At 49.9% G+C, this 20,771-nt stretch carries 17 protein-coding genes and 2 pseudogenes; 17 read left to right on the top strand and 2 right to left on the bottom strand.

The annotated features are described in order from the left end of the window. The first annotated feature begins 22 nt into the window (after positions 1–22). The 11 genes from ACLTOH_RS02635 to ACLTOH_RS02585 all read left to right on the top strand — a co-directional run bounded on the left by ACLTOH_RS02635 (position 23) and on the right by ACLTOH_RS02585 (position 13,930). Positions 23–1,093 carry a pyridoxal phosphate-dependent aminotransferase gene (locus ACLTOH_RS02635; RefSeq protein WP_412223267.1) on the top strand — a complete coding sequence of 357 codons (1,071 nt, stop codon included), beginning with the start codon at positions 23–25 and terminating at the stop codon, positions 1,091–1,093. Between the two features lie 73 nt (positions 1,094–1,166). Further along, positions 1,167–1,811 carry a precorrin-8X methylmutase gene (locus ACLTOH_RS02630; protein WP_412223265.1) on the top strand — a complete coding sequence of 215 codons (645 nt, stop codon included), beginning with the start codon at positions 1,167–1,169 and terminating at the stop codon, positions 1,809–1,811. Positions 1,812–2,058: 247 nt separating this feature from the next. Beyond that, positions 2,059–3,234 (top strand): cobalt-precorrin-5B (C(1))-methyltransferase CbiD, encoded by a 1,176-nt coding sequence (cbiD, locus tag ACLTOH_RS02625; protein ID WP_412223264.1) that lies wholly within the window; start codon positions 2,059–2,061, stop codon positions 3,232–3,234. Beyond that, positions 3,192–3,995: a precorrin-4 C(11)-methyltransferase gene (gene cobM / locus ACLTOH_RS02620; RefSeq protein ID WP_118504637.1), complete on the top strand. Its 804-nt coding sequence runs from the start codon at positions 3,192–3,194 to the stop codon at positions 3,993–3,995. Before cbiD ends, cobM begins: the two co-directional genes overlap by 43 nt. Further along, positions 3,985–5,139 (top strand): cobalt-precorrin 5A hydrolase, encoded by a 1,155-nt coding sequence (locus ACLTOH_RS02615; protein WP_118668773.1) that lies wholly within the window; start codon positions 3,985–3,987, stop codon positions 5,137–5,139. Before cobM ends, ACLTOH_RS02615 begins: the two co-directional genes overlap by 11 nt. Before the next feature lie 140 nt (positions 5,140–5,279). Further along, a complete protein-coding gene (gene cobJ / locus ACLTOH_RS02610) occupies positions 5,280–6,032 on the top strand; it encodes a precorrin-3B C(17)-methyltransferase (protein ID WP_412223262.1) in 753 nt (250 codons plus the stop codon). Continuing rightward, positions 6,029–8,278, top strand: a complete 2,250-nt coding sequence (cobK, locus tag ACLTOH_RS02605) for a precorrin-6A reductase (RefSeq protein WP_412223261.1) — start codon at positions 6,029–6,031, stop codon at positions 8,276–8,278. The genes cobJ and cobK overlap by 4 nt, the downstream gene beginning before the upstream one ends. Beyond that, a complete protein-coding gene (locus tag ACLTOH_RS02600) occupies positions 8,275–9,726 on the top strand; it encodes a cobyrinate a,c-diamide synthase (protein ID WP_412223259.1) in 1,452 nt (483 codons plus the stop codon). The genes cobK and ACLTOH_RS02600 overlap by 4 nt, the downstream gene beginning before the upstream one ends. Before the next feature lie 231 nt (positions 9,727–9,957). Next, complete coding sequence (locus ACLTOH_RS02595) at positions 9,958–11,088, top strand: DUF362 domain-containing protein (protein ID WP_022312926.1); 1,131 nt, start codon at positions 9,958–9,960, stop codon at positions 11,086–11,088. Between the two features lie 19 nt (positions 11,089–11,107). Continuing rightward, entirely contained in the window at positions 11,108–12,496 is a 1,389-nt protein-coding gene (locus ACLTOH_RS02590) for a glycosyltransferase (RefSeq protein ID WP_118504625.1), read from the top strand. Positions 12,497–12,583: 87 nt separating this feature from the next. Next, positions 12,584–13,930: a citrate/2-methylcitrate synthase gene (locus tag ACLTOH_RS02585; protein ID WP_118539108.1), complete on the top strand. Its 1,347-nt coding sequence runs from the start codon at positions 12,584–12,586 to the stop codon at positions 13,928–13,930. 74 nt (positions 13,931–14,004) lie between these two features. Here the strand turns inward: ACLTOH_RS02585 and ACLTOH_RS02580 are convergent, their stop codons facing one another. After that, on the bottom strand, positions 14,005–14,526 hold the full coding sequence (locus ACLTOH_RS02580) for a TetR/AcrR family transcriptional regulator (RefSeq protein WP_412223257.1): 522 nt from the start codon (positions 14,524–14,526) through the stop codon (positions 14,005–14,007). A gap of 223 nt (positions 14,527–14,749) precedes the next feature. Here ACLTOH_RS02580 and ACLTOH_RS02575 point away from each other — a divergent pair. Beyond that, positions 14,750–14,975 (top strand): annotated as a pseudogene (locus ACLTOH_RS02575) (hypothetical protein). Positions 14,976–15,061: 86 nt separating this feature from the next. Then, positions 15,062–15,967: pseudogene (locus ACLTOH_RS02570) on the top strand (DUF2974 domain-containing protein); the annotation flags it as partial. Positions 15,968–16,181: 214 nt separating this feature from the next. On the opposite strand, the gene ACLTOH_RS02565 reads toward ACLTOH_RS02570, so the two are convergent. Continuing rightward, a complete protein-coding gene (locus ACLTOH_RS02565; RefSeq protein ID WP_022312932.1) occupies positions 16,182–16,805 on the bottom strand; it encodes a gamma-glutamyl-gamma-aminobutyrate hydrolase family protein in 624 nt (207 codons plus the stop codon). A 175-nt stretch (positions 16,806–16,980) separates the two neighbouring features. On the opposite strand from ACLTOH_RS02565, the gene ACLTOH_RS02560 reads away from it, so the two are divergent. From ACLTOH_RS02560 to atpA, 4 genes are all read left to right on the top strand, one after another. Continuing rightward, the gene (locus tag ACLTOH_RS02560) at positions 16,981–17,691 is read left to right on the top strand and encodes a F0F1 ATP synthase subunit A (protein ID WP_022312933.1); all 711 of its coding nucleotides are present in this window, start codon (positions 16,981–16,983) and stop codon (positions 17,689–17,691) included. Positions 17,692–17,777: 86 nt separating this feature from the next. Next, positions 17,778–17,993, top strand: coding sequence for an ATP synthase F0 subunit C (gene atpE, locus ACLTOH_RS02555; RefSeq protein WP_022154739.1), 216 nt, complete (start codon positions 17,778–17,780; stop codon positions 17,991–17,993). 186 nt (positions 17,994–18,179) lie between these two features. Then, positions 18,180–18,668: an ATP synthase F0 subunit B gene (locus tag ACLTOH_RS02550; RefSeq protein WP_022312934.1), complete on the top strand. Its 489-nt coding sequence runs from the start codon at positions 18,180–18,182 to the stop codon at positions 18,666–18,668. After that, positions 18,661–20,676: a F0F1 ATP synthase subunit alpha gene (atpA, locus tag ACLTOH_RS02545; RefSeq protein WP_227062405.1), complete on the top strand. Its 2,016-nt coding sequence runs from the start codon at positions 18,661–18,663 to the stop codon at positions 20,674–20,676. The genes ACLTOH_RS02550 and atpA overlap by 8 nt, the downstream gene beginning before the upstream one ends. Positions 20,677–20,771 lie beyond the last annotated feature (95 nt).

The raw sequence follows: 20,771 nt of genomic DNA, 5'->3' as shown, positions 1-20,771 counted from the left end.
CAGGAACCGGAAAGGAAGGAAAATGCAGCAGAACATACATGGCGGTGATATTTACAGCAGACAGATACGGCTGGATTTTTCGGTAAACGGCAATCCTTTAGGGATGCCGGATGCGGCGGTGCAGGCGATTCATGAAGCAGTGCAGCATGTGGGAGAATATCCGGATATTACTGCGGCGGCCCTGACGGAAGCCGTGAGCCGGATGTTATCCGGAGAATGTGGCAGAGAAATCCCAAAGGAGTATCTGCTGTTTGGCAACGGGGCATCAGAACTTTTTCTGGCGGTTGTGCATGCACTTAAGCCCCGGAATATTGTGATTCCCGTGCCATCCTTTTACGGATACGAGTATGTGGCAGAAGCAGCAGGCAGCCATATAAAATATGTATATCTGCCGGAAGAGACCGGATTCCGTCCGGGGCGGGAGCTGTTACAGGAGCTGACAGTGGATACAGACATGCTGTTTGTAGCGAATCCCAACAATCCCACGGGGCAGCTGATGGGCAAAGAATATCTGCAGGAACTGTTGGAGCATTGCAGGCAGCAGGGAATCACCGTAGTAGTGGATGAATGTTTTATAGAGTTCTGCGAGTCCGGCCGGGAACAGCCAAAGTTTCTGCTTGGGGAGATCGGACAGTATGAAAATCTGCTGCTGGTACGGGCCTTTACGAAAAGCTTTGCTATGCCAGGGGTGCGTCTGGGCTATCTGGTATGCAGCAACGCAGAGCTTCGGGAGAAAATACGCAGGCAGCTACCGGAATGGAACCTGTCGGTGTTTGCCCAGAGAGCGGGCATCGCCTGCGCGGAGCAGTCAGAGCAATATCTGCAAGACACAGTGGAATATGTGAAAAACGAGAGAGAATATTTGTGGGAAGGACTGGAAAAGCTTGGCATCCGGGTGGTGTCCGGAGAAGTGGATTTCCTGTTGCTGTATACCACACAGCCCATCTATGACAGCCTGCTTGCAAAAGGTATCCTGATTCGGAACTGTGAGAATTTCCGGGGACTGGGTGAGGGCTATTATCGGATCGCGGTGAAGAAACATGAAGAGAATGAAGTGCTGTTACAGGAACTTGCGCAGATTACTGCTGAATGAGTTCGTTTTCTTTGCAAAGCAGTAAATAGGAGCAGCCGGAAGACGGAAAATGAATTTTTGGGGAAGGTAACTTATGGAAAAAAAGAGCATTGAATATGTATTGCCGGAAGAAATCGAGAAGCGAAGCTTTGAAATTATTGCCGCAGAACTGGCAGAGCGGGGCATCACTTTGCCTGCGGAGCAGGATCCTGTCACCCGCAGGGTGATCCATACCAGCGCAGATTTTGATTATGCGGAGACGATGACCTATTCCGAAAACGCGGTGGAGATCGCTAAAAACCTGATAAAAAAAGGTGCGGATATTGTGACGGATACCAATATGGCACTGGCGGGGATCAATAAGAAGGTGTTGGCTTCTTTTGGCGGGGAAGCCCACTGCTATATGGCGGATGCGGATGTGGCGGCTATGGCGAAGGAACGGAAGACCACCCGGGCGGCTATCAGCATGGAGTTGGCCTCGAAGCTGGAAAAACCAGTGATCTTCGCTGTTGGAAATGCGCCTACAGCGTTGATACAGATCTATGAGCTGATGCAGGAAAGGGACTGGCGCCCGGCATTCGTTATCGGGGTCCCTGTGGGTTTCGTGAATGTGGAAGCTGCCAAGGAGCTGATTATAGAGACGGATGTGCCCTATATCATCAATCGTGGAAGAAAAGGCGGCAGCAACGTGGCAGCGGCCATCTGCAATGCCTTGCTGTATGAACTGAAAAAAGAATGAATTGTATAACGATTTGAAAGGTACACAAGACAACCGGCGAGACGGAGTAGACAGAGGATAAGGAACGCAGGAGAGCCAGAATACCGGCGGGATCGGCAACTGGCGCTCTGGGCTCACGATATAATGAGCGTAAGAGAGCCAACATGCTTGCATGATTGGCGAACGGCGAATTTGATCATGATAGTTGCGAAGCAACGTCAAGCACCGAAGGTGCGAATCATGATATAGTAACAGTGAGGTAGAAAGTATGCGGTACGGATTTACCACAGGAAGCTGCGCAGCGGCAGCGGCCAAGGCGGCCGCCTATATGTTGCTGACCGGAAGGGGGAAAACAGAAATCACCATAGAGACACCCAAAGGTATCCCTTACACAGCCAAGATCCGCAACATCTGCCGCAAGGAGCAGGAGGTCAGCTGCGCCGTGGAAAAGGATGGCGGGGATGACCCCGATATTACCACAGGGGCGCTGATCTGTGCGAAGGTTTCTTTTGCGGAAATAACGGATAGGAAAGCCAGAGAAGAACCCGGTAGGAAGAATGGAACCGGACATGCACCTGAACAGGCACAGGTCGTGATCGACGGCGGCATCGGTGTCGGCCGGGTGACGAAGCCGGGACTGGATCAGCCCGTGGGAAATGCAGCTATCAATCACGTCCCCAGAGAAATGATCGAACGGGAAGTATTACAGGTGTGCCAGGTGCTGGATTATCGTGGAATCCTGTCGGTGGAGATCTCTGTGCCGGAAGGTGAAAAGTTGGCAGAGAAGACATTTAATCCAAGGCTTGGCATCGTGGGCGGTATTTCTATTCTGGGCACCAGCGGTGTCGTGGAGCCTATGAGCACACAGGCTATTCTGGATACGATCCGCGTGGAACTGCGGCAACAGCGGGCACTGGGGAGAGAAGATGTGGTGATCTCTCCAGGCAATTACGGACTGGATTTTCTGAAAAATACCTATCACTATGATCTGGATAAAAGTGTAAAATGCAGTAATTTTATCGGTCTGACGATCGATATGGCGGTGGAAGAGGGATTTAGGCGTCTGCTTCTTGCGGGACATATCGGGAAGCTCATCAAAGTGGCGGGAGGTATTATGAATACCCATTCCCGGGAGGGCGACTGCAGGATGGAGCTGTTGACCGCTTTTGCTGTAAAATGCGGTGTAGCGGCAGTGGATGCTGCCAGACTCCTGTCCTGTGTCACCACAGAGGAAGCGGTGCGGATTCTGGACGAGTGCGGCAGGAGACAGGAAGTCATGGATTATGCCATGGAGCGTATTTTATTGTATCTGGAGAAGCGGGCGCAGGGAAAGCTTGCGATCGAATGTATCATGTATGCCAATGATTTCGGAGCATTGGCGAAAAGTAAGGAGGCGGAGGAATGGTTTACTTTGTTGGCGCAGGAAGCGGGGCAGCAGATCTGATCACAGTGCGGGGCATGCACATGTTGCAACAGGCGGATGTCATCATCTATGCGGGATCACTGGTGAACCCGGAGCTGTTACAATATGCCAAAACAGACTGTGAAATCCATAACAGCGCAAAACTGACCCTGGAGGAAGTGCTGCAGATTATGCAGGAGGCACAGGAACAGGGGAAGATGCTGGTGCGTCTGCACACCGGAGAACCAAGCATCTATGGTGCGGTGCGGGAGCAGATGGATGCACTGGATGCATTACATATCCCTTATGAGAGCTGTCCGGGAGTCAGTGCCTGCTTCGGCGCAGCGGCATCGTTAAATCTGGAATATACCCTGCCCGGTGTCTCCCAGACCCTGATCATCACCCGTATGGAAGGACGGACCGGAGTGCCGCAGAAGGAGAGCATCGAAAGTCTGGCAGCCCATCAGGCTTCCATGGCGATCTATTTAAGCACGGGAATGCTGAGGGAACTGAGCCGCAGACTGATGGCGGGCGGTTATGCGGAGAACACCCCCGCAGCCCTGATCTACAAGGCAACCTGGCCGGAGGAAGAGGCTTATATCTGTACGGTGGAGACACTGGCACAGGTAGCGGAAGAACACGGCATCATTAAGACAGCGCTGGTACTGGTGGGGGATGTTATCACCCATGGAAATTATCAGAAGTCGAGGCTGTATGCGGCGGATTTTTCCACAGAATTCCGTCAGGCAAAAAGCAGTGTCCGGCAGACAGAGGAAAACCGGGAGGAGCAGCGTGAAGATTAGTGTGATCAGCTTTACGAAAACAGGACAGAAGATGGCGGAACGGATTCTGAAGAGCATGTGCAGTGGAGACGAGACGATTATTCTATATAGCAAATGCTCCCGAAAAAAGACAGTGCAGACAGCGGAAAACAGTGGGGACGTTACAACGCAGACATTCGGGGTGATTCCGAACAAAGACAGTAACGTACCGACAGATAATACCGGGAATACAATAGCGGTACAGGAGAGTGTGTCAGTCTGGGCCGGTGAGCAGATGGCCGCCCATCATGCGCTGGTGTTCGTCGGTGCCTGCGGTATTGCGGTTCGGGCTATTGCCCCCTGGATCACGGACAAGCTGCATGACAGCCCGGTACTGGTCATAGATGAACAGGGGCAGTATGTGATCCCGCTGTTGTCCGGGCATGTGGGCGGAGCCAATGAACTGGCGGTCCGTCTGGCCGGAGAACTGGGAGCCGTCCCTGTGATCACGACAGCCACAGACCTGCATGGCAGCTTTGCGGTGGATTTGTTTGCCAAAAGAAATGATCTGTGGATTCACAACCGGGAGGGGATTGCCCGGGTGTCGGCAAAAATACTGGCAGGCGAGAAAATTACCATGTCCGTACAGACAGGGCATCTGGCAGTGGACGAGACTATTCCGTCAGAGATCAGGCTGTGTGCATATCCTCCGGTGGAAAAGGTGGATGTCCTAATAGCGGACAACACGGAAGAAATATTTCGAAAAGAGGCAGCAGAACTGTTGTTGAAGCCGAAGAAATATATTCTGGGTGCGGGTTGTAAAAAAGGAACGGACAGTGTGAAGCTGGAAGCCTTTTTAAGAAAAATACTGGAAGAACAGGACATTGCCATAGAACAGGTCGCAGCACTGGCTTCCATTGATGTAAAGAAAGAGGAACGGTGTCTGCTGGAATTCAGCGAAAAGTACAGAATCCCGTTTCAGACCTATCCGGCACAGAAATTACAGACGGTGTACGGAACATTTCATGGCTCCGATTTTGTAAAGTCACAGGTGGGTGTGGACAATGTGTGTGAACGAGCCGCCATGAAGGCGGCGGGGGCAGATGGAAGAATCTGCAGAGCTAAGCAGGCACAGGATGGCATGACCGTGGCAATTGCCGAGAAAGCATGGAAAGTATCGATGTAATCGTAAAGACCAATCGTAAGGACAGTCAGAAAAAACAAAGATTTTTTCATGTAGCTAGGCATCCCTGGGACAATACCTACAAGTGATGGAAGCATGAGAGGATCCGGAGGGCTTGCAAATGATGGAAAGAGGAAAATCAGATGAGTAACAGAATCTATATCATAGGAATGGGTCCCGGCAGGGAAGAAATGATGACCGGAGAAGCCATCGCTGCGCTGGAGCAGGTAGATGTGATTGTGGGTTATACCGTATATGTCAAATTATTGAGAGAACGTTTTGCAGGGAAAAAGCTGCTGACCACTTCCATGCGGCAGGAGACGGAGCGCTGTGAGCTATGCTTCCGGGAGGCGGAAGCAGGAAATCAGGTGGCACTGATCTGTAGCGGCGATGCAGGCATCTACGGTCTGGCATCCCTGATGTACGAGCTGGGGGCAAAGCACCCGGAGACGGAACTGCTTGTGATTCCCGGCATCACGGCGGCCAGCAGCGGTGCGGCGGTACTGGGAGCACCCTTAAATCATGATTTCTGTGTCATCAGCCTGAGTGATCTGCTGACACCCTGGGAGAAGATCGAGAAGAGACTGCGGGCGGCAGCAATGGGAGATTTTGCCATGGCCATTTACAATCCTTCCAGCCACAGACGAAAAGATTATCTGCAAAAAGCCTGTGATATTTTACTGAAAACCATAGAAGGGGAGCGTCCCTGCGGTTATGTGGAAAATATCGGCAGAGAGGGCACCCGTGCGGTGACCTGTACGCTGCGGGAATTAAGGGACCGGGAAGTCAATATGTTCACCACTGTATTTATTGGCAATTCGGAGACGGAGATCCTGGGGGACAAGCTGATCACCAGAAGAGGCTACCAGGCAGAAAAGGGAGAAAAGGCAGAGTGAAAAAGCTTGTAATATTTGCGGGAACCACAGAAGGACGGAGATTGTCGGAGATTCTGGCGGATGCCGGAATCGCACATACGGTATGCGTGGCAACGGAATACGGTGAAATCGTAATGCGGGAACAGACGGAAAGCACAAAAGCGATGCAGACAGCCGGGCAGCCCATTGTAAACCTTCACTGCGGCAGAATGGACCGGGAGCAGATGCAGAAGTTTCTGCATGACGAAGGCTATGAGATTGTAGTGGATGCCACCCACCCTTACGCCAGGGTCGTTACGGAGAATCTGCGGGGAGCTGTGGATACACTGAAATCTTTGGAAAAAGATGCACATTTTCCCATATACCTGCGTCTGGAACGGAAAATCGACGGGATTACAGAAGCAGATGACATTGTTACAAATGTCCAATATTTTGAAAACAATGCAGATTGTGCGAAAGCTTTGGAGAATACAGAGGGCAATATTCTGCTGACTACGGGAAGCAAGGAACTGGCGGTGTATTGCGCTTCCGGCAGATTAAACGACCGCCTGTATGTGCGGATCCTTCCGGGCAGAGAGAGTCTGGAACTGTGCATGGAGCAGGGAATCAAAGGCCGGCAGATCCTGGCATTGCAGGGGCCTTTTTCCACAGAGATGAACGCTGCCATCCTAAGGCAGTACGACATCCGCCATATGGTCACGAAAAACAGCGGCCGCACCGGAGGGTATCAGGAAAAGCTGGAAGCAGCGAAAATACTGGGAATCCCGGTGTATGTGATTGAGCCTGCGCAGAAGACATCGGATGCTGCCGGGAATATTCCGGGGACAGACTCGTATTCGTTTGCAGGAATCTGTGGAAAACTGGGACAACTCTGTGATTGTAAGATTTCGCAGCAGGGAAGTCTGGAAATCTGCCTTGCCGGGATCGGTATGGGCAGCAGAGACTGCATGACAAAAGAAGTGCAGCAGACAATCGAAACTGCGGATATCCTGCTGGGGGCGGAGCGCATGATTGCAGACTATTCTGCCAGAATAGAAAAAAAGCCCTACTATATGGCTGCCCAGATCCTGCCCTATTTGGAAAAATTACAGGAAAGCGAGGAACTGGCACAGCAGGAGACACTTCGGGTAGCGGTTCTGTTTTCCGGAGATACCGGATTCTACAGCGGATGCAGAAAATTGTATGTGAAATTACAGGAAGCGATTGCAGCAGGACAACTGAGAGGCAGTGTGAGGATCCTGCCGGGAATTTCATCGGTGGTTTCTCTGGCGGCCCGGGTGGGAGAAAGCTATGAGGATGCCGCCATTATAAGCATGCACGGCAAGAAGCTGAACCATCTTCCGACAACTGTGGTGAGTCATGAGAAGACTTTCCTGTTGACCTCGGGAAGTGAGGATATCCGTAAGATCGGACGGATGCTTACGGAGATGGGACTGACAGATTGTGAAGTGATCGCAGGATATCAGCTGTCCTATCCGGAGGAAAACATACGTATCCTGACACCGGAGCAGTGTGAAGAGGTCACGGAGAAAGGCCTGTATACCTGCCTGATCCGCAATCCTCATCCACAGCCGGAACCCCTGACCCACGGCAGAGCGGACACCTGTTTCCTACGGGATGCTTCCGGGACGGGGGGAAAACTTCGCAGAACTCCTATGACCAAGGAAGAAGTCCGGGAAGTCAGTATTTGCAAGCTGCACCTGACAGATGGAGCCGTAGTCTATGATATCGGCAGCGGCACCGGATCCGTGGCGGTGGAAATCGCCGGATTGTCGGAAACGGTGCATGTCTATGCCATTGAGAGAAAACCGGAGGCGGTGGAACTGCTTCGGAAGAACCGAGAGCATTTCCATATGGACAATATGGAGATCATCGAAGCACTGGCACCGGAGGGACTGGAAGAACTGCCTGTGCCGACCCATGCTTTTATCGGCGGCAGTGGAGGCAGATTAATGGATATTTTACAGACCTTGTATCGGAAAAATCCTCATATGCGCATTGTGATCAATGCCATCAGCATGGAGACGATTGCGGAGCTTCAGGAAGTATTGGAAGCGTTTCCTGTGGAGGACGAGGAAATCCTGCAGATGCAGGTCAACCGGGTGAAGAAGCTGGGAAACTATCATCTGCCGCAGGCGGAGAATCCGGTGTGGATCTGCTCATTTACGTTCAGGGAGGGAGAAACAGGCTCTATGGACAAAGTGAAGAAAGCGTTGCTGACCGAAGAAGAAAACGGAAACAGGGAAAATGGAGAAGTGCAGAGATGATCGGAGCACAGGAAAAAAAGATACGACGCATCATGATCGCCGCCCCGAAAAGCGGCAGCGGCAAGACTATGATCACGTGTGGATTATTGCAGATTTTTAAGGAAAACGGAGAGGATATCTCTTCCTGTAAATGCGGCCCAGATTATATCGATCCCATGTTCCACAGACAGGTGCTGGGGATTCCTGCCAGAAATCTGGACACTTTTTTCACCGGAGAGGACGGCACGAGAAGCCTGTTTCTGAGAGATCGCAGGGAAGACGAGCTTGTGGTCATGGAAGGTGTTATGGGACTCTATGACGGGCTGGGCGGAATAAGAGAGGAAGGCTCCTCCTATCATCTGGCAAAGGTGACGCAGACCCCCATCATACTGGTGGTGGATGCAAAAGGCATGGGAAAATCGGTGATTCCTCTGATCACCGGATTTCTGGCTTATGATAAAGAACATCTGATCCGGGGAGTGATCTTCAACCGTATGTCGGCAGTTTACTATGAGATTCTGAAGCCTCTGGCGGAAGAGGAACTTGGTATTGCAGTGCTGGGATATTTCCCGGAAAATAAGGACTTACAGATCGCCAGCAGACATCTTGGCCTGTGCCTGCCGGGAGAACTGGAAGATCTGCAGGGAAAGATCCGGGTCACGGCGGCAAAACTAAGGGAGAGCGTAGACATTTCGAAGCTGTTGCAGATTGCAGAAGAGGCGGAACCGCTGGGAGCTGAGAGAATAGAGAGAACCTCCCAAACCAAAAAGAAGGAACGCAGTGAAGAAACGGCAGAAGAGCAAGATCCGGATTCTGTGGAAAACGATAGGGTAAAGTGCCCGAGGATCGCTGTAGCCCGGGATGAAGCCTTCTGCTTTTATTATGAAGAGAATCTGCGCCTGCTGGAACAGACCGGAGCAGAACTGGTGTATTTTTCTCCATTACATGACAAGGCGTTGCCGGAAAATATCCATGGGATGTTGTTGGGCGGCGGCTATCCGGAATTATATGCCGGACAGCTGAGTGAGAACAATGCCATGCGCAAGGCCATCCGGGCAGCAGTCATAGGTGGCCTCCCCACCGTAGCGGAGTGCGGAGGCTTTTTATACCTGCATACGTCCCTGACAGACGGAGAAGGACATTCCTGCCTTATGGCAGGAGTGCTGCCTGAAAAATGCTTCGATACCGGAAGCCTGGTGCGCTTCGGATATATCGAACTGGAAGAGAACAGTGAATATTTTCTGCCCCGGGGCAGCCGCATCCGGGCACATGAATTTCACTACTATGACAGTGAAGATAACGGCGTAGACTGTACCGCAACTAAACCAACCATCGGAAGAAAATATCCCTGCATCCATGTCGGTGAGAACCACTGGTATGGTTTCCCCCACCTCTATTATCCTTCCTGCCCCGAGTTCGCAGAGCAATTTGTGGAAAAGGCTGCGCAGTACAAAAATCGTTTTAAATAGCAGGATATTTGGCGGTATCTTCAAAAATTGTGGAAGAAAAATAAAAAAACACTTGCATCGTACATCGATGTACGGTGTACAAAGAAATAGGGAAGTATTTCGGATGAAATACGTTAAAAGGACGAAACCGGCTGGCGAGAGTTGGGTTCGTCCTTTTTTGCAGAAAAATTCTCAAAAACAAAAAAGATGTGTTATAATCGTAATATCTTTTTAGGTACGGAGGATAAAGTTATGGAAAAATCAAAGGTATATTTTACAGATTTCAGAACCCGTCTGGGAGAGGGACTTCCCAGTAAGTTAAAGCGCCTGATGAAGGCGGCGGGGATTCAGGATATGGATATGGATCACAAGTTTGTTGCCATCAAGATGCACTTCGGTGAGCTGGGCAATCTGGGATATTTACGTCCCAATTATGCCAAGGCGGTAGCGGATGTGGTAAAGGAGCTGGGCGGAATTCCTTTCCTGACGGACTGTAATACCCTGTATCCCGGCAGCCGTAAGAATGCCATCGAGCATATGTACTGTGCCTGGGAGAATGGTTTCACACCGTTGACGGTTGGGTGTCCTGTGATCATTGGTGATGGTCTGAAGGGAACGGATGATATCGAGGTGCCGGTAGAGGGCGGCGAATATGTGAAAAATGCTAAGATCGGCCGGGCCATTATGGATGCGGATGTGTTTATTTCCCTGAATCATTTCAAGGGGCATGAAACGGCGGGCTTCGGCGGTGCTATCAAAAATATCGGTATGGGCTGCGGATCCAGAGCCGGTAAAATGGAACAGCACGCTCAGGGCAAACCGGAGATCAATGAGAATTTGTGCCGTGGCTGCAAACGATGCATGAGAGAATGTGCCAATGAGGGACTGGTATACGACGAGACTACCCATAAGATGCATATTGATCATAACAAATGCCTGGGCTGTGGACGCTGTATCGGTGCCTGTAACTTCGACGCAATCCATAGCGGTTGTGATGCGGCAACAAAGGATTTCAACTGCCGTATGGCAGAGTATGCGAAGGCGGTCGTGGACGGCAGACCCAATTTCCATATTTCTCTGGTGGTGGATGTGTCTCCGAACTGTGACTGCCACCGGGAGAATGATGTACCCATCCTGCCCAATATCGGTATGTTCGCCTCCTTCGATCCTCTGGCGCTGGATCAGGCCTGTGTGGATGCCTGCCTGAAGCAGACACCGCTGCCGAACAGCCAGCTGACGGATGCCATGGCAAAAGAGGGCTTTTGTGATCACCATGATCATTTTGAAAATACCACTCCAAATGCGGAGTACAAGACCTGTCTGGAACATGCGGAGAAGATCGGTATCGGCAGCAGGGCGTACGAACTTATTGTTATGAAGTAATTTCAGAAAGGATGAGCTTATGCGTCCCATGGTAAGCATCATTGTTCCGGTATACAATGCGGAGCAATATTTACGACGCTGTGTCGACAGCATTTTGAATCAGGAATACACGGACTTTGAAGTGTTTCTGGTAAACGACGGCAGTACGGATTCCTCCGGTGACATCTGCGAGGAATACGGCAACAAGGACACAAGAGTCATTGTGATCCAGAAGGAAAATACCGGAGTCTCCGACAGCAGAAATCTGGCATTGGATCGTGCACGGGGAAAATATCTGCAATTCTTAGACAGCGACGACTGGATCACGCCGGATGCCACAAGACTGTTCGTGCGGGCGGCGGAAGAGTATGGCTGCGATATGGTCATTTCAGACTTTTACCGCGTGGTGGGAGAGCGTCTGTCCCCCAAGGGAGACATTGAAGAGGAGGGTGTGCTCACCCAGGAGGAGTTCGCGGCACATATGATGGAGAATCCGGCAGACTTTTACTATGGTGTGTTGTGGAACAAACTGTACCGCAGGGATCTGGTGGAGGAGCACAGTCTGCGAATGGATACGAATATCAACTGGTGTGAGGATTTTCTGTTCAATCTGGAATATATCCGTTACGCGAAAGTATTCTATGCCCTGCATGCCCCAATCTATTATTATGTGAAGCGCAAAGGCTCCCTTGCCAGTCAGGGAATCAGCATCTCCAAGACGGTAAAGATGAAGTTGAATGTCTTTGAGTATTACAATAACTTCTACAAGCATGTGCTGGAAGAAGAGGACTACGAGAAGAACCGTTTGCAGGTATATCGTTTCTTCATTGATGCGGCAGGAGACGGAACCGTGCCGCCTTCCATCCTGCCCGGATCCAAGAAGCTGGGAGACGAGAGAGTCTTTGTCAACACCGAGATCCTGCAGGCCGAGGGACCGGCGGGGGATGCTTACCGTAAGCGGAAGCTTCTGGAACATTATCTGGAGCCGGTGGCATTAAAAGGAGATCTGAAGGTAGCGGATGTGCGGCTGCTTCTGTGCCTGTGTGAAAAGCACGAGTGGGACAGCAGACGGGAACTGGCGGATTTCGCCGGAATCTCCCGCACGAACCTGACCAGCGGCTTGCAACGCCTGACCATGAAGGGATTCTTGAAAATAGAGGAAGTGAAGGAACCCAAGCCTTCCAGAAAAAGCAAGGCAGCCGGAGAAGTACAGGGAAAAGCGGAAAAGCCGGAGACAAGGCGCAAAGACCGTAAAACCAAGGTCACAGTGACAATCCTTCCCACTGCGGAAGCGGTCATGAAGGAACTGGCACTGGCACAGCGGGATTATGATGAGGCGAGATTTGTGGGATTTACCGAGGAAGAACTGATAAAATACGCAGATCTGTCGGAGAAAATAAAAGAAAATACAAAGAGGATTCTGGGATAATTTTATACTTTGTTAATTGACATCGCCCCTTCCAAAAAGTTATGATAAATAAGTATATAAAAATGTGAGGGAAAGGAAGGTATTTGGATGAAGAAAAACGAAGAGTATATGTTGGAACATGCCGGATTGTGCAGAGCGGCAGATAGATTGGAACCCCAGATGTTCGACGAATACGGTGTACAGAGGGGACTGCGTGATAAGAACGGTAACGGCGTAGTCGCAGGTCTTACCAATATTTCACGGATCGAATCCTTCAAAATGGAAGACGGCAAAAAAGTTCCCTGTGAAGGTAAGCTGTGGTATCGCGGCTATGACTGCATCGAGCTGGTCAACGGCTTCCGGGGTGATCATTTCGGATTCGAGGAAGTGGCTTATTTACTTCTGTTCGGTAAGCTGCCGAACCGTGAGGAACTGAAACATTTTAACGATATTCTTGCGTCCAGCAGAACTCTGCCGACCAACTTCACCAGAGACGTCATTATGAAAGCCCCCAGCAGTGATATTATGAATTCACTGACCAGGAGCGTTCTGACACTGGCTTCCTATGATAAAAACTGCAGCGACACTTCCATTGAAAATGTATTAAGACAGTGCCTGGGACTGATTGCTGTGTTCCCCATGCTGGCAGTCTACGGCTACCATGCATATAATCACTATTCCAACGATGAGAGTATGTACATACACCGTCCCCAGAAGAAACTTTCCACCGCAGAGAATCTGCTGATGATGCTTCGCCCGGACAAACAATACACCGAACTGGAGGCGAGGGTACTGGACACCGCACTGGTGTTGCATATGGAGCATGGCGGTGGTAACAACTCCACCTTTACCACCAGAGTCGTGACTTCTTCCGGATCCGATACTTATTCTGTCATTGCGGCAGCACTTTCCTCCCTGAAGGGACCAAAACATGGTGGTGCCAATATCAAGGTCGTAGAGATGATGCGGGATATCGAAGCACATGTGTCCGACTGGACAGATGAGGATGCGGTAAGGGCATATCTGAACAAGATTCTGAGCAAAGAAGCCTTCGACGGCAAGGGACTGATCTATGGTATGGGGCATGCAGTCTACTCCCTGTCTGACCCCAGAGCCCAGGTATTCAAGAGCTTTGTGGAAAAACTGGCGGTAGCCAAGGGCAGAGACAAGGATTTCGCCCTGTATTCCATGATCGAGCGGATCGCACCGGAGGTCATTTCCCAGAAATCCCGGATCTACAAGGGTGTCAGCGCCAACGTTGATTTCTACAGCGGTTTCGTATACAGCATGTTGGAGATTCCTCTGGAACTGTATACCCCGATCTTCGCCATTGCCAGAATCGTAGGATGGAGTGCACATCGTATCGAAGAGCTGATCAATATGGATAAGATCATTCGTCCCGCTTACAAGAGCGTAATGCAGGAACTGGAATATGTTCCTTTGGATCAGAGATAAATTATCAAATAATAAAGGACTGCGTATTTTGCGCAGTCCTTTGCTGAATTACTATGGAGAACAGATCGGGGAACCTACGAATAAATCTTGCGGATAATGGATACGATCTCTTCAGCGGATTCTTTGGAATCCTCCAGAATCCAGGTGACATAAATATTGTAGAGGGAACCGGAGAAGGCTCGGAGCGTGTAATAAAAATCCTGCCCCTTGTCTTCGGTATAATAGGTATCCAGAATGTAGCTGTCCAGTGCCTGTAACAGCAGGTGCCCCAGACCGGTCTGCACCAGACAGGCAATGAATTCTTTGTAATGATTGAAATATTCATAACAATGCAGCATATTGCGGGAGTCATTGTAATTGCCCTTGTCCGGCCATGTCGCAACATCCTGACGGTAGGATTCTACCAGATCCTTCAGATAACTGCTGAAGATCTCATCCAGAGAATGGTAATTGCGATAATAGGTCATGCGGGAGACACCGGCACGCTCGGTCAGCTCGGTAATTGTAATATTGGACAGGGATTTGGTCTTCAGCAGCTGGATCAGAGCCTGTACCATACAATCTCTGGAAAAAAAGTTGGAATTCTTTGTGGACATGACGGATCACCTTCTTTATGATTTCTACCTAATAATGTAACGATTCAGACCTCCATTCGCAAAATCGCCTCTATGAGGCTTCCTTGGAGAACAGGCCGGCCTGTTCTCTGCTCATTGTGGTTACTTTACCATATAAATCATATCAAATGTTCTTACGAATGCAAGCATTCGACGTACATGTTGACATGATTTGCATGGCTCTGAATAGTTACCATATAATTATATGATGTCGGGGTCAAAAGCCCCCGACTTTGATGCCTACGGATTGTTCCGTGCTACGCACTCCCACGTCTCCGCTCCGCTTCGGTCCGTGCTAGACATGTGCCACTGGCACATAGCACCCTACCCAATATTCGCATATCGTGGGATTATCATCCCACTTTTATGCTCATATCGGGGCGGGTCCTAAGGTCTTTCACCCACCTATGAGCAAGCTCATGTGGGCTTAGACCTTTTGACCCTGGCATCATTATATAGAACGTAACACAATCCGGCGAAATACGCAAGGAAAGTTCCTCACGGAAAGGAGCGGCATATGGCAGGAACGGTAATAGAATATTTGCAAAAATACGGAGACATTTCTTTTCGGGAAAAACCTCTGAATGATGTGGACAGTCTGGCATTGTGCCAGCTCTCTTATCTGAAATTCGACGGAATGGTCAGCGATGTGCGGCACAATGGCCCTTCCGTGACCCTGCGGGAGATTGCAGAGCGTCCGGACGTGGACAAACTGTTCGGGGATGTCCGTTTTGAGAAGGAGAACCGGGCGCTGTTCGAAGGAATGTTAAGTGGCAGACGTTTCCGGGATATGAAGCTGAACTGCTATATCAATCTGGTGGAAAAGGAATGGGAGACCCAGTTCTCCGCCACCACTTTTATTCTGGATGACGGAACCCTGTTTCTGGCATTCCGGGGAACGGATGAGACTATCGTAGGCTGGAAGGAAGATTTCAACATGGCATTTCTGTCACCGGTGCCGGGGCAGGAGTACAGTGTAAAATATGTAAATATGGTCACCGGATGGCTGCACCAGCCCTTTTATATCGGAGGGCATTCCAAGGGCGGCAATCTGGCAGTCTACAGTGCCATGAAATGCGCCCCTTTTGTGCAGAAACGGATCCAGAAGATCTACAGTCTGGATGGGCCTGGATTCCGGCCGGAAGTGCTGAAGGAGTGTCACTATAATGCCATCGAAGGCAAGGTGGTGAAGCTGTTGCCACATTCTTCCATGATCGGTATGATTTTCGAGCGGGATATTCATTACCGCGTGGTGGAGAGCAACAGCCATGGGCTTTTGCAGCACGATCCTTTTTCCTGGCTGGTGGAGGAGGACCATTTCGTGGATGTGGATGACATTTATGAGAGCCAGAAGATCATGAATGAAGCACTGAACGAATGGATACTGTCCTTAAATGAAGAACAGGTCCGCACCTTCGTGGAAACACTCTATCAGGTTATCTCCGCATCCCAGGCGGATGATCTGATCACGTTTACCGCTGACTGGAAAAAGAGTATGAATGCGGTGGTTACTGCACTGAAGGAAGTGGACGCCCAGACCGCGGAGATGCTGCGGGGAATCATCCGCTCCCTGTTCGAAATCGCCAAAGTCAAGGTCAGAGAGGAGCTGGCCCCGGCGAAAAAGCCCGGGCGCAGATTCAGAAATAAGAAGAAAGAAGAGAAAGCAGAGGCTCACCGGCCTGTTCCGGAAGACGCTCCGGATGCCACTGCAGCCCAAGGATCGGCAGCTCGTCATGCTCCAAGGCTTCGGGGCAGCCGTCATCGGGGCAGCGCTGAATGATCTTCAGATGCTGACCTAAGCGGTCGATCCTCTGATGGTGGGCGCTGTTGACGTGCATTTTGACAGGAAAATACTTGAAAAGACGGGAATCTTCCGTCATAATGGACGTATGGAATGCATCACCGGAAGGGATACTGTGCAGGGAATCTCCCGACATATCCTGCAAAATAGTGCCACCGAAGGCAACATTGATGACCTGCATGCCCTTGCAGATCCCGATCACGGGGATCCTGGCGGCAATGGCTGTGTCAAGGGCCTGAAATTGCAGGATGTCCAGTTCGGTGTCAACAGTACGGGAACCTTTGTTTTTTTCTCCGAAGAAAGCCGGAGTGATATCTCCGCCGCCCGGCAGAATCAGGGCATCACAGGAGGTGACTTCCCCAGGGACCAGTGTGGTTACGGTTCTGGCGGGAAGTTTCGAAAAAAACGTCTCATAATTGCCCGTCTGGGATTTGCGTCCCAAAATGACTAATTTTGTCATATGATTTTCTGATACCTCATTTTTTATAGTTAATATATGCCATAACTTTTCATCTTTGCATGGAACAAATTAGCAAAAATGTATCTTACGTTTTTCAATAAATAGGAGTAAAATAGCAACGACCGTGAGGGAGTGAAAACTCTTTCAAGGATGTTCACGGAAAGGAAGTGGTATTATGGAGGAATTGGCATCAGAACTGCTCAAGGAACTGAATTGTGACACGGCTTTTTCTATTAAGCTTCCGGCAGGTCTACCCCTGATCGGTGGAGTACAGCTGGACATTGCGGAATCGGTCGTTATCACCTGGGTGGTCATGGCAGTCATTCTGATCTTGTCGATTATCCTTACAAGCAACCTCAAAGTACACAATGTCAGCAGACGACAGCTGGTGGCAGAGACGATCGTGACAAAGCTGGAAGGCATTGTTACGGGAATGATCGGAGAAGAAGGCAAACGGTATGTACCATATCTGGTTAGCGTACTGTTGTATCTGGGCATATCCAATATCATTGGATTGTTCGGTATGAAGCCCCCTACCAAGGATCTGAACGTAACGGCGGCACTGGCCCTGATGAGTATCGTTCTGGTGGAAGCCGCAGGTATTCGCAAAAAAGGTGTGGGCGGATGGATCAAGAGCTTTACCGAACCCATCGCGATCGTAACACCTATCAATATCCTGGAGGTGTTCATCAAGCCCCTGTCCCTGTGTATGCGATTGTTTGGTAACGTTTTGGGAGCATTCGTTATCATGGAGCTGTTGAAGCTTCTGGTTCCGGTAGCATTGCCGGTACCCTTCAGCTTTTACTTTGATATTTTTGATGGATTGATTCAGGCATATGTATTTGTATTCCTGACATCCATGTACATTAAGGAAGCCATTGAGTAACTGGATAACTATTCAGAGCTATTTTGCGAATGCGATTATGAATAGTTATGAAACACTAATTCACACAAAAACGGAGGAAAAGAATTATGATAGCTATTGGAGCAGGTATTGCAGCACTGGCATGTATCGGAGCAGGTATCGGTATCGGTATCGCAACAAGTAAAGCAGCAGAGGCAGTCGCAAGACAGCCGGAAGCAGAGAGCAAGATCACCAAGATCTTACTGTTAGGTGGTGCGCTGGCAGAGGCAACCGCTATTTACGGATTCGTTATCGGTATCCTGATCATTCTGTTCATGGCATAACTATCCGAAGCCGGAAACGTCACAGACAAGCGTCAAATGCCTGCATTTGTAAGCTGTTTTGTGACGATTTACGATGACTAAAACTTCATGAGCAAAAAGAAAGCTCTGAAAGAGCGTTTTGCGAATGGAAGTTTCGGATAGTTATAAGGAAATTAGAAAGCGAAACGTAAGAAAGGATGAAAGCACATGCTGAGATTAGATATTAATATTGTATGGACCATCCTGAATCTGTTGATCATCTTTGCCATTGTGAAGATCTTCCTGATCAAGCCCATCCACAAGATCCTGGATGCAAGACAGGCAGAGATCGATAAGCAATATGCAGATGCAAAAGCTGCACAGGACAGTGCCAATGAACTGAAAGGTCAGTACGAGGCATCCTTAAGCGGTGTTCAGGCAGAAAAAGAAAGCATTCTGAACGAGGCAAGAGGCAAGGCCAGCAACGAATATGACCGCATCGTGGCAGATGCCCAGACAGAAGCGAAAAAGATCATGGACAATGCCAGTAAGAATGCCACACTGGAAGAGCAGAAGCGCATCGAGCAGGCACAGGAACAGATCGCCGGCCTGGTAGTGGAAGCGACTGCAAAACTGGTAGCTGCCAAGCAGAACGCAGATTCAGACAGAGAACTTTACAACCAATTTATAGCAAAGACAGGTGAAAAGATTGATTAGTACAGCTTTAGAATACGCAAAAAGATTGCGTGAACTGAATATCCCCGGAGACATTGTAGGTCAGACAGGCGATATCTTCAAAGCCGTACCGCAGGTGAAGCTGGATTTCGAATCCCCTGCTGTATCACTGTCTGCCAAGCATAATGTAATAGAAAAAGTATTCCCCTTACAGATCAGAGATTTTCTGAAAGTCCTGTGTGACAACGGAGACGTCTATCTGTGGGATGATATCTGCACCGCATACAGAGAAGTCTCTCCCGAGAAAAAGGAAGAGTTCGTTGTAACCCTGTCCTATGTGACAGCGCCCACCGATGAGCAGCTGCAGAATATCCGTAATTTTATCCAGAAGAAATACAACAGAGAGGATATGGTCTTTGAGACCAAAGAAGATCCTTCTCTTGGCGGCGGTTTCATCATCCGTGCCGGTAACGAGGTCTATGACTGGAGTACCAATGGACGTATGAAGCAGTTCGCAGACAAGCTTTCCCAGGTAGGAAAGACCGCCAGTGAGCAGGGCATTATTTCCATTCTGAAAGGTGAGATCGAGGATTTCAACTTACAGGCACAGGAAAATGAGATCGGTTCTGTCAGCTGGGTAGGTGACGGTATCGCCAACGTCAATGGTATCGACCATGCAGAGTACGGCGAGATCGTTATCTTTGATTCCGGTGTCAAAGGTATGGTACAGGATGTCCGCAGAGATGAGATCGGATGTATCCTGTTCGGTCATGATACCGAGATCCGCGAAGGCACCAGAGTCGTTCGTACCGGTAAGAGAGCCGGTATTCCTGTAGGTGACGGATTCAAAGGCAGAATCGTGGATGCTCTGGGAGCACCCATTGACGGTGCAGGTCCTATTAAGGAAGAAGGCTATCGTCCCATCGAGCAGCCGGCACCTTCCATCGTGGACAGACAGTCCGTAGGCGTGCCTATGGAGACTGGTATTCTGGCTATCGATTCCATGTTCCCCATCGGTCGTGGACAGCGTGAGCTGATCATCGGTGACCGTCAGACCGGTAAGACTTCCATTGCCATCGATGCAATTTTGAACCAGAAGGGCAAGGATGTGGTATGTATCTATGTGGCTATCGGCCAGAAGGCATCCACCATTGCAAAACTGGTAGGAACCCTGAAAAAGAACGATGCCATGGATTACACCATTATCGTATCCGCAACCGCCAGCGATCCTGCACCTCTACAGTACATCGCACCTTATTCCGGTACCGCACTGGCTGAGTACTTTATGTATCAGGGCAAGGATGTCCTCATCGTATACGATGATCTGTCCAAGCATGCGGTAGCTTATCGTGCACTGTCCCTGCTGCTGGAACGTTCTCCCGGACGTGAGGCATATCCCGGAGATGTATTCTATCTGCATTCCAGACTGCTGGAGCGTTCCGCAAGACTGAGTGCAGATAAGGGCGGCGGCTCCATCACCGCACTGCCGATCATTGAGACCCAGGCAGGCGATGTATCCGCATACATTCCGACCAACGTTATCTCCATTACCGATGGTCAGATCTTCCTGGAGAGTGATCTGTTTTTCTCCGGCATGAGACCTGCAGTCAATGTCGGTCTGTCCGTATCCCGTGTCGGCGGTGCTGCACAGACCAAGGCAATGAAGAAAGCAGCCGGAAGTATCCGTATCGACCTGGCACAGTTCCGTGAGATGGAAGTGTTCACCCAGTTCGCATCTGATCTGGATAACGCCACAAAGGAACAGTTACAGCACGGACATGTACTGATGGAACTGTTGAAGCAGCCTCTGTGCAGACCTTTGAGCATGGCAGAGCAGGTTATGACCCTGTGTGCAGCCAACGGCAGAGTGATGCTGGATGTGCCTGTAAGTCAGGTAAAGGATTTCCAGATGAAGTACTTAGACTACATGAAGGAACAGCACAGCGACATCGTTCGTCAGTTAGAGACCACCAAGGCTCTGGATGACGAGCTGAACAAGCAGATCTGTGATGCTGCAACAGAATTTAAAAAGGAATTTTTACAGAAATAATGTAACTATTCAGAAACCCATTCGCAAAACCGCTCTTTCAGGGCTTTACTTTTGCTTATGTGGTTACTTCGCCCATTGGCTCTGAATAGTTACAA

Source organism: Waltera sp. (genome assembly GCF_046969025.1).
In the GTDB taxonomy this organism is placed as follows: domain Bacteria; phylum Bacillota; class Clostridia; order Lachnospirales; family Lachnospiraceae; genus Acetatifactor; species Acetatifactor acetigignens.
Note: the sequence above shows the minus strand (reverse complement) of the source record. Positions and strands in the feature narration are given on the sequence as shown.

What these genes read in the sequence shown, in the direction of transcription:
- ACLTOH_RS02635 (WP_412223267.1), top strand. Translation starts at nt 23, where the DNA reads ATGCAGCAGAACATACATGGCGGTGATATTTACAGCAGACAGATACGG.
- ACLTOH_RS02630 (WP_412223265.1), top strand. Translation starts at nt 1,167, where the DNA reads ATGGAAAAAAAGAGCATTGAATATGTATTGCCGGAAGAAATCGAGAAG.
- cbiD (WP_412223264.1), top strand. Translation starts at nt 2,059, where the DNA reads ATGCGGTACGGATTTACCACAGGAAGCTGCGCAGCGGCAGCGGCCAAG.
- cobM (WP_118504637.1), top strand. Translation starts at nt 3,192, where the DNA reads ATGGTTTACTTTGTTGGCGCAGGAAGCGGGGCAGCAGATCTGATCACA.
- cobJ (WP_412223262.1), top strand. Translation starts at nt 5,280, where the DNA reads ATGAGTAACAGAATCTATATCATAGGAATGGGTCCCGGCAGGGAAGAA.
- ACLTOH_RS02600 (WP_412223259.1), top strand. Translation starts at nt 8,275, where the DNA reads ATGATCGGAGCACAGGAAAAAAAGATACGACGCATCATGATCGCCGCC.
- ACLTOH_RS02595 (WP_022312926.1), top strand. Translation starts at nt 9,958, where the DNA reads ATGGAAAAATCAAAGGTATATTTTACAGATTTCAGAACCCGTCTGGGA.
- ACLTOH_RS02590 (WP_118504625.1), top strand. Translation starts at nt 11,108, where the DNA reads ATGCGTCCCATGGTAAGCATCATTGTTCCGGTATACAATGCGGAGCAA.
- ACLTOH_RS02585 (WP_118539108.1), top strand. Translation starts at nt 12,584, where the DNA reads ATGAAGAAAAACGAAGAGTATATGTTGGAACATGCCGGATTGTGCAGA.
- ACLTOH_RS02580 (WP_412223257.1), bottom strand. Translation starts at nt 14,526, where the DNA reads ATGTCCACAAAGAATTCCAACTTTTTTTCCAGAGATTGTATGGTACAG.
- ACLTOH_RS02565 (WP_022312932.1), bottom strand. Translation starts at nt 16,805, where the DNA reads ATGACAAAATTAGTCATTTTGGGACGCAAATCCCAGACGGGCAATTAT.
- ACLTOH_RS02560 (WP_022312933.1), top strand. Translation starts at nt 16,981, where the DNA reads ATGGAGGAATTGGCATCAGAACTGCTCAAGGAACTGAATTGTGACACG.
- atpE (WP_022154739.1), top strand. Translation starts at nt 17,778, where the DNA reads ATGATAGCTATTGGAGCAGGTATTGCAGCACTGGCATGTATCGGAGCA.
- ACLTOH_RS02550 (WP_022312934.1), top strand. Translation starts at nt 18,180, where the DNA reads ATGCTGAGATTAGATATTAATATTGTATGGACCATCCTGAATCTGTTG.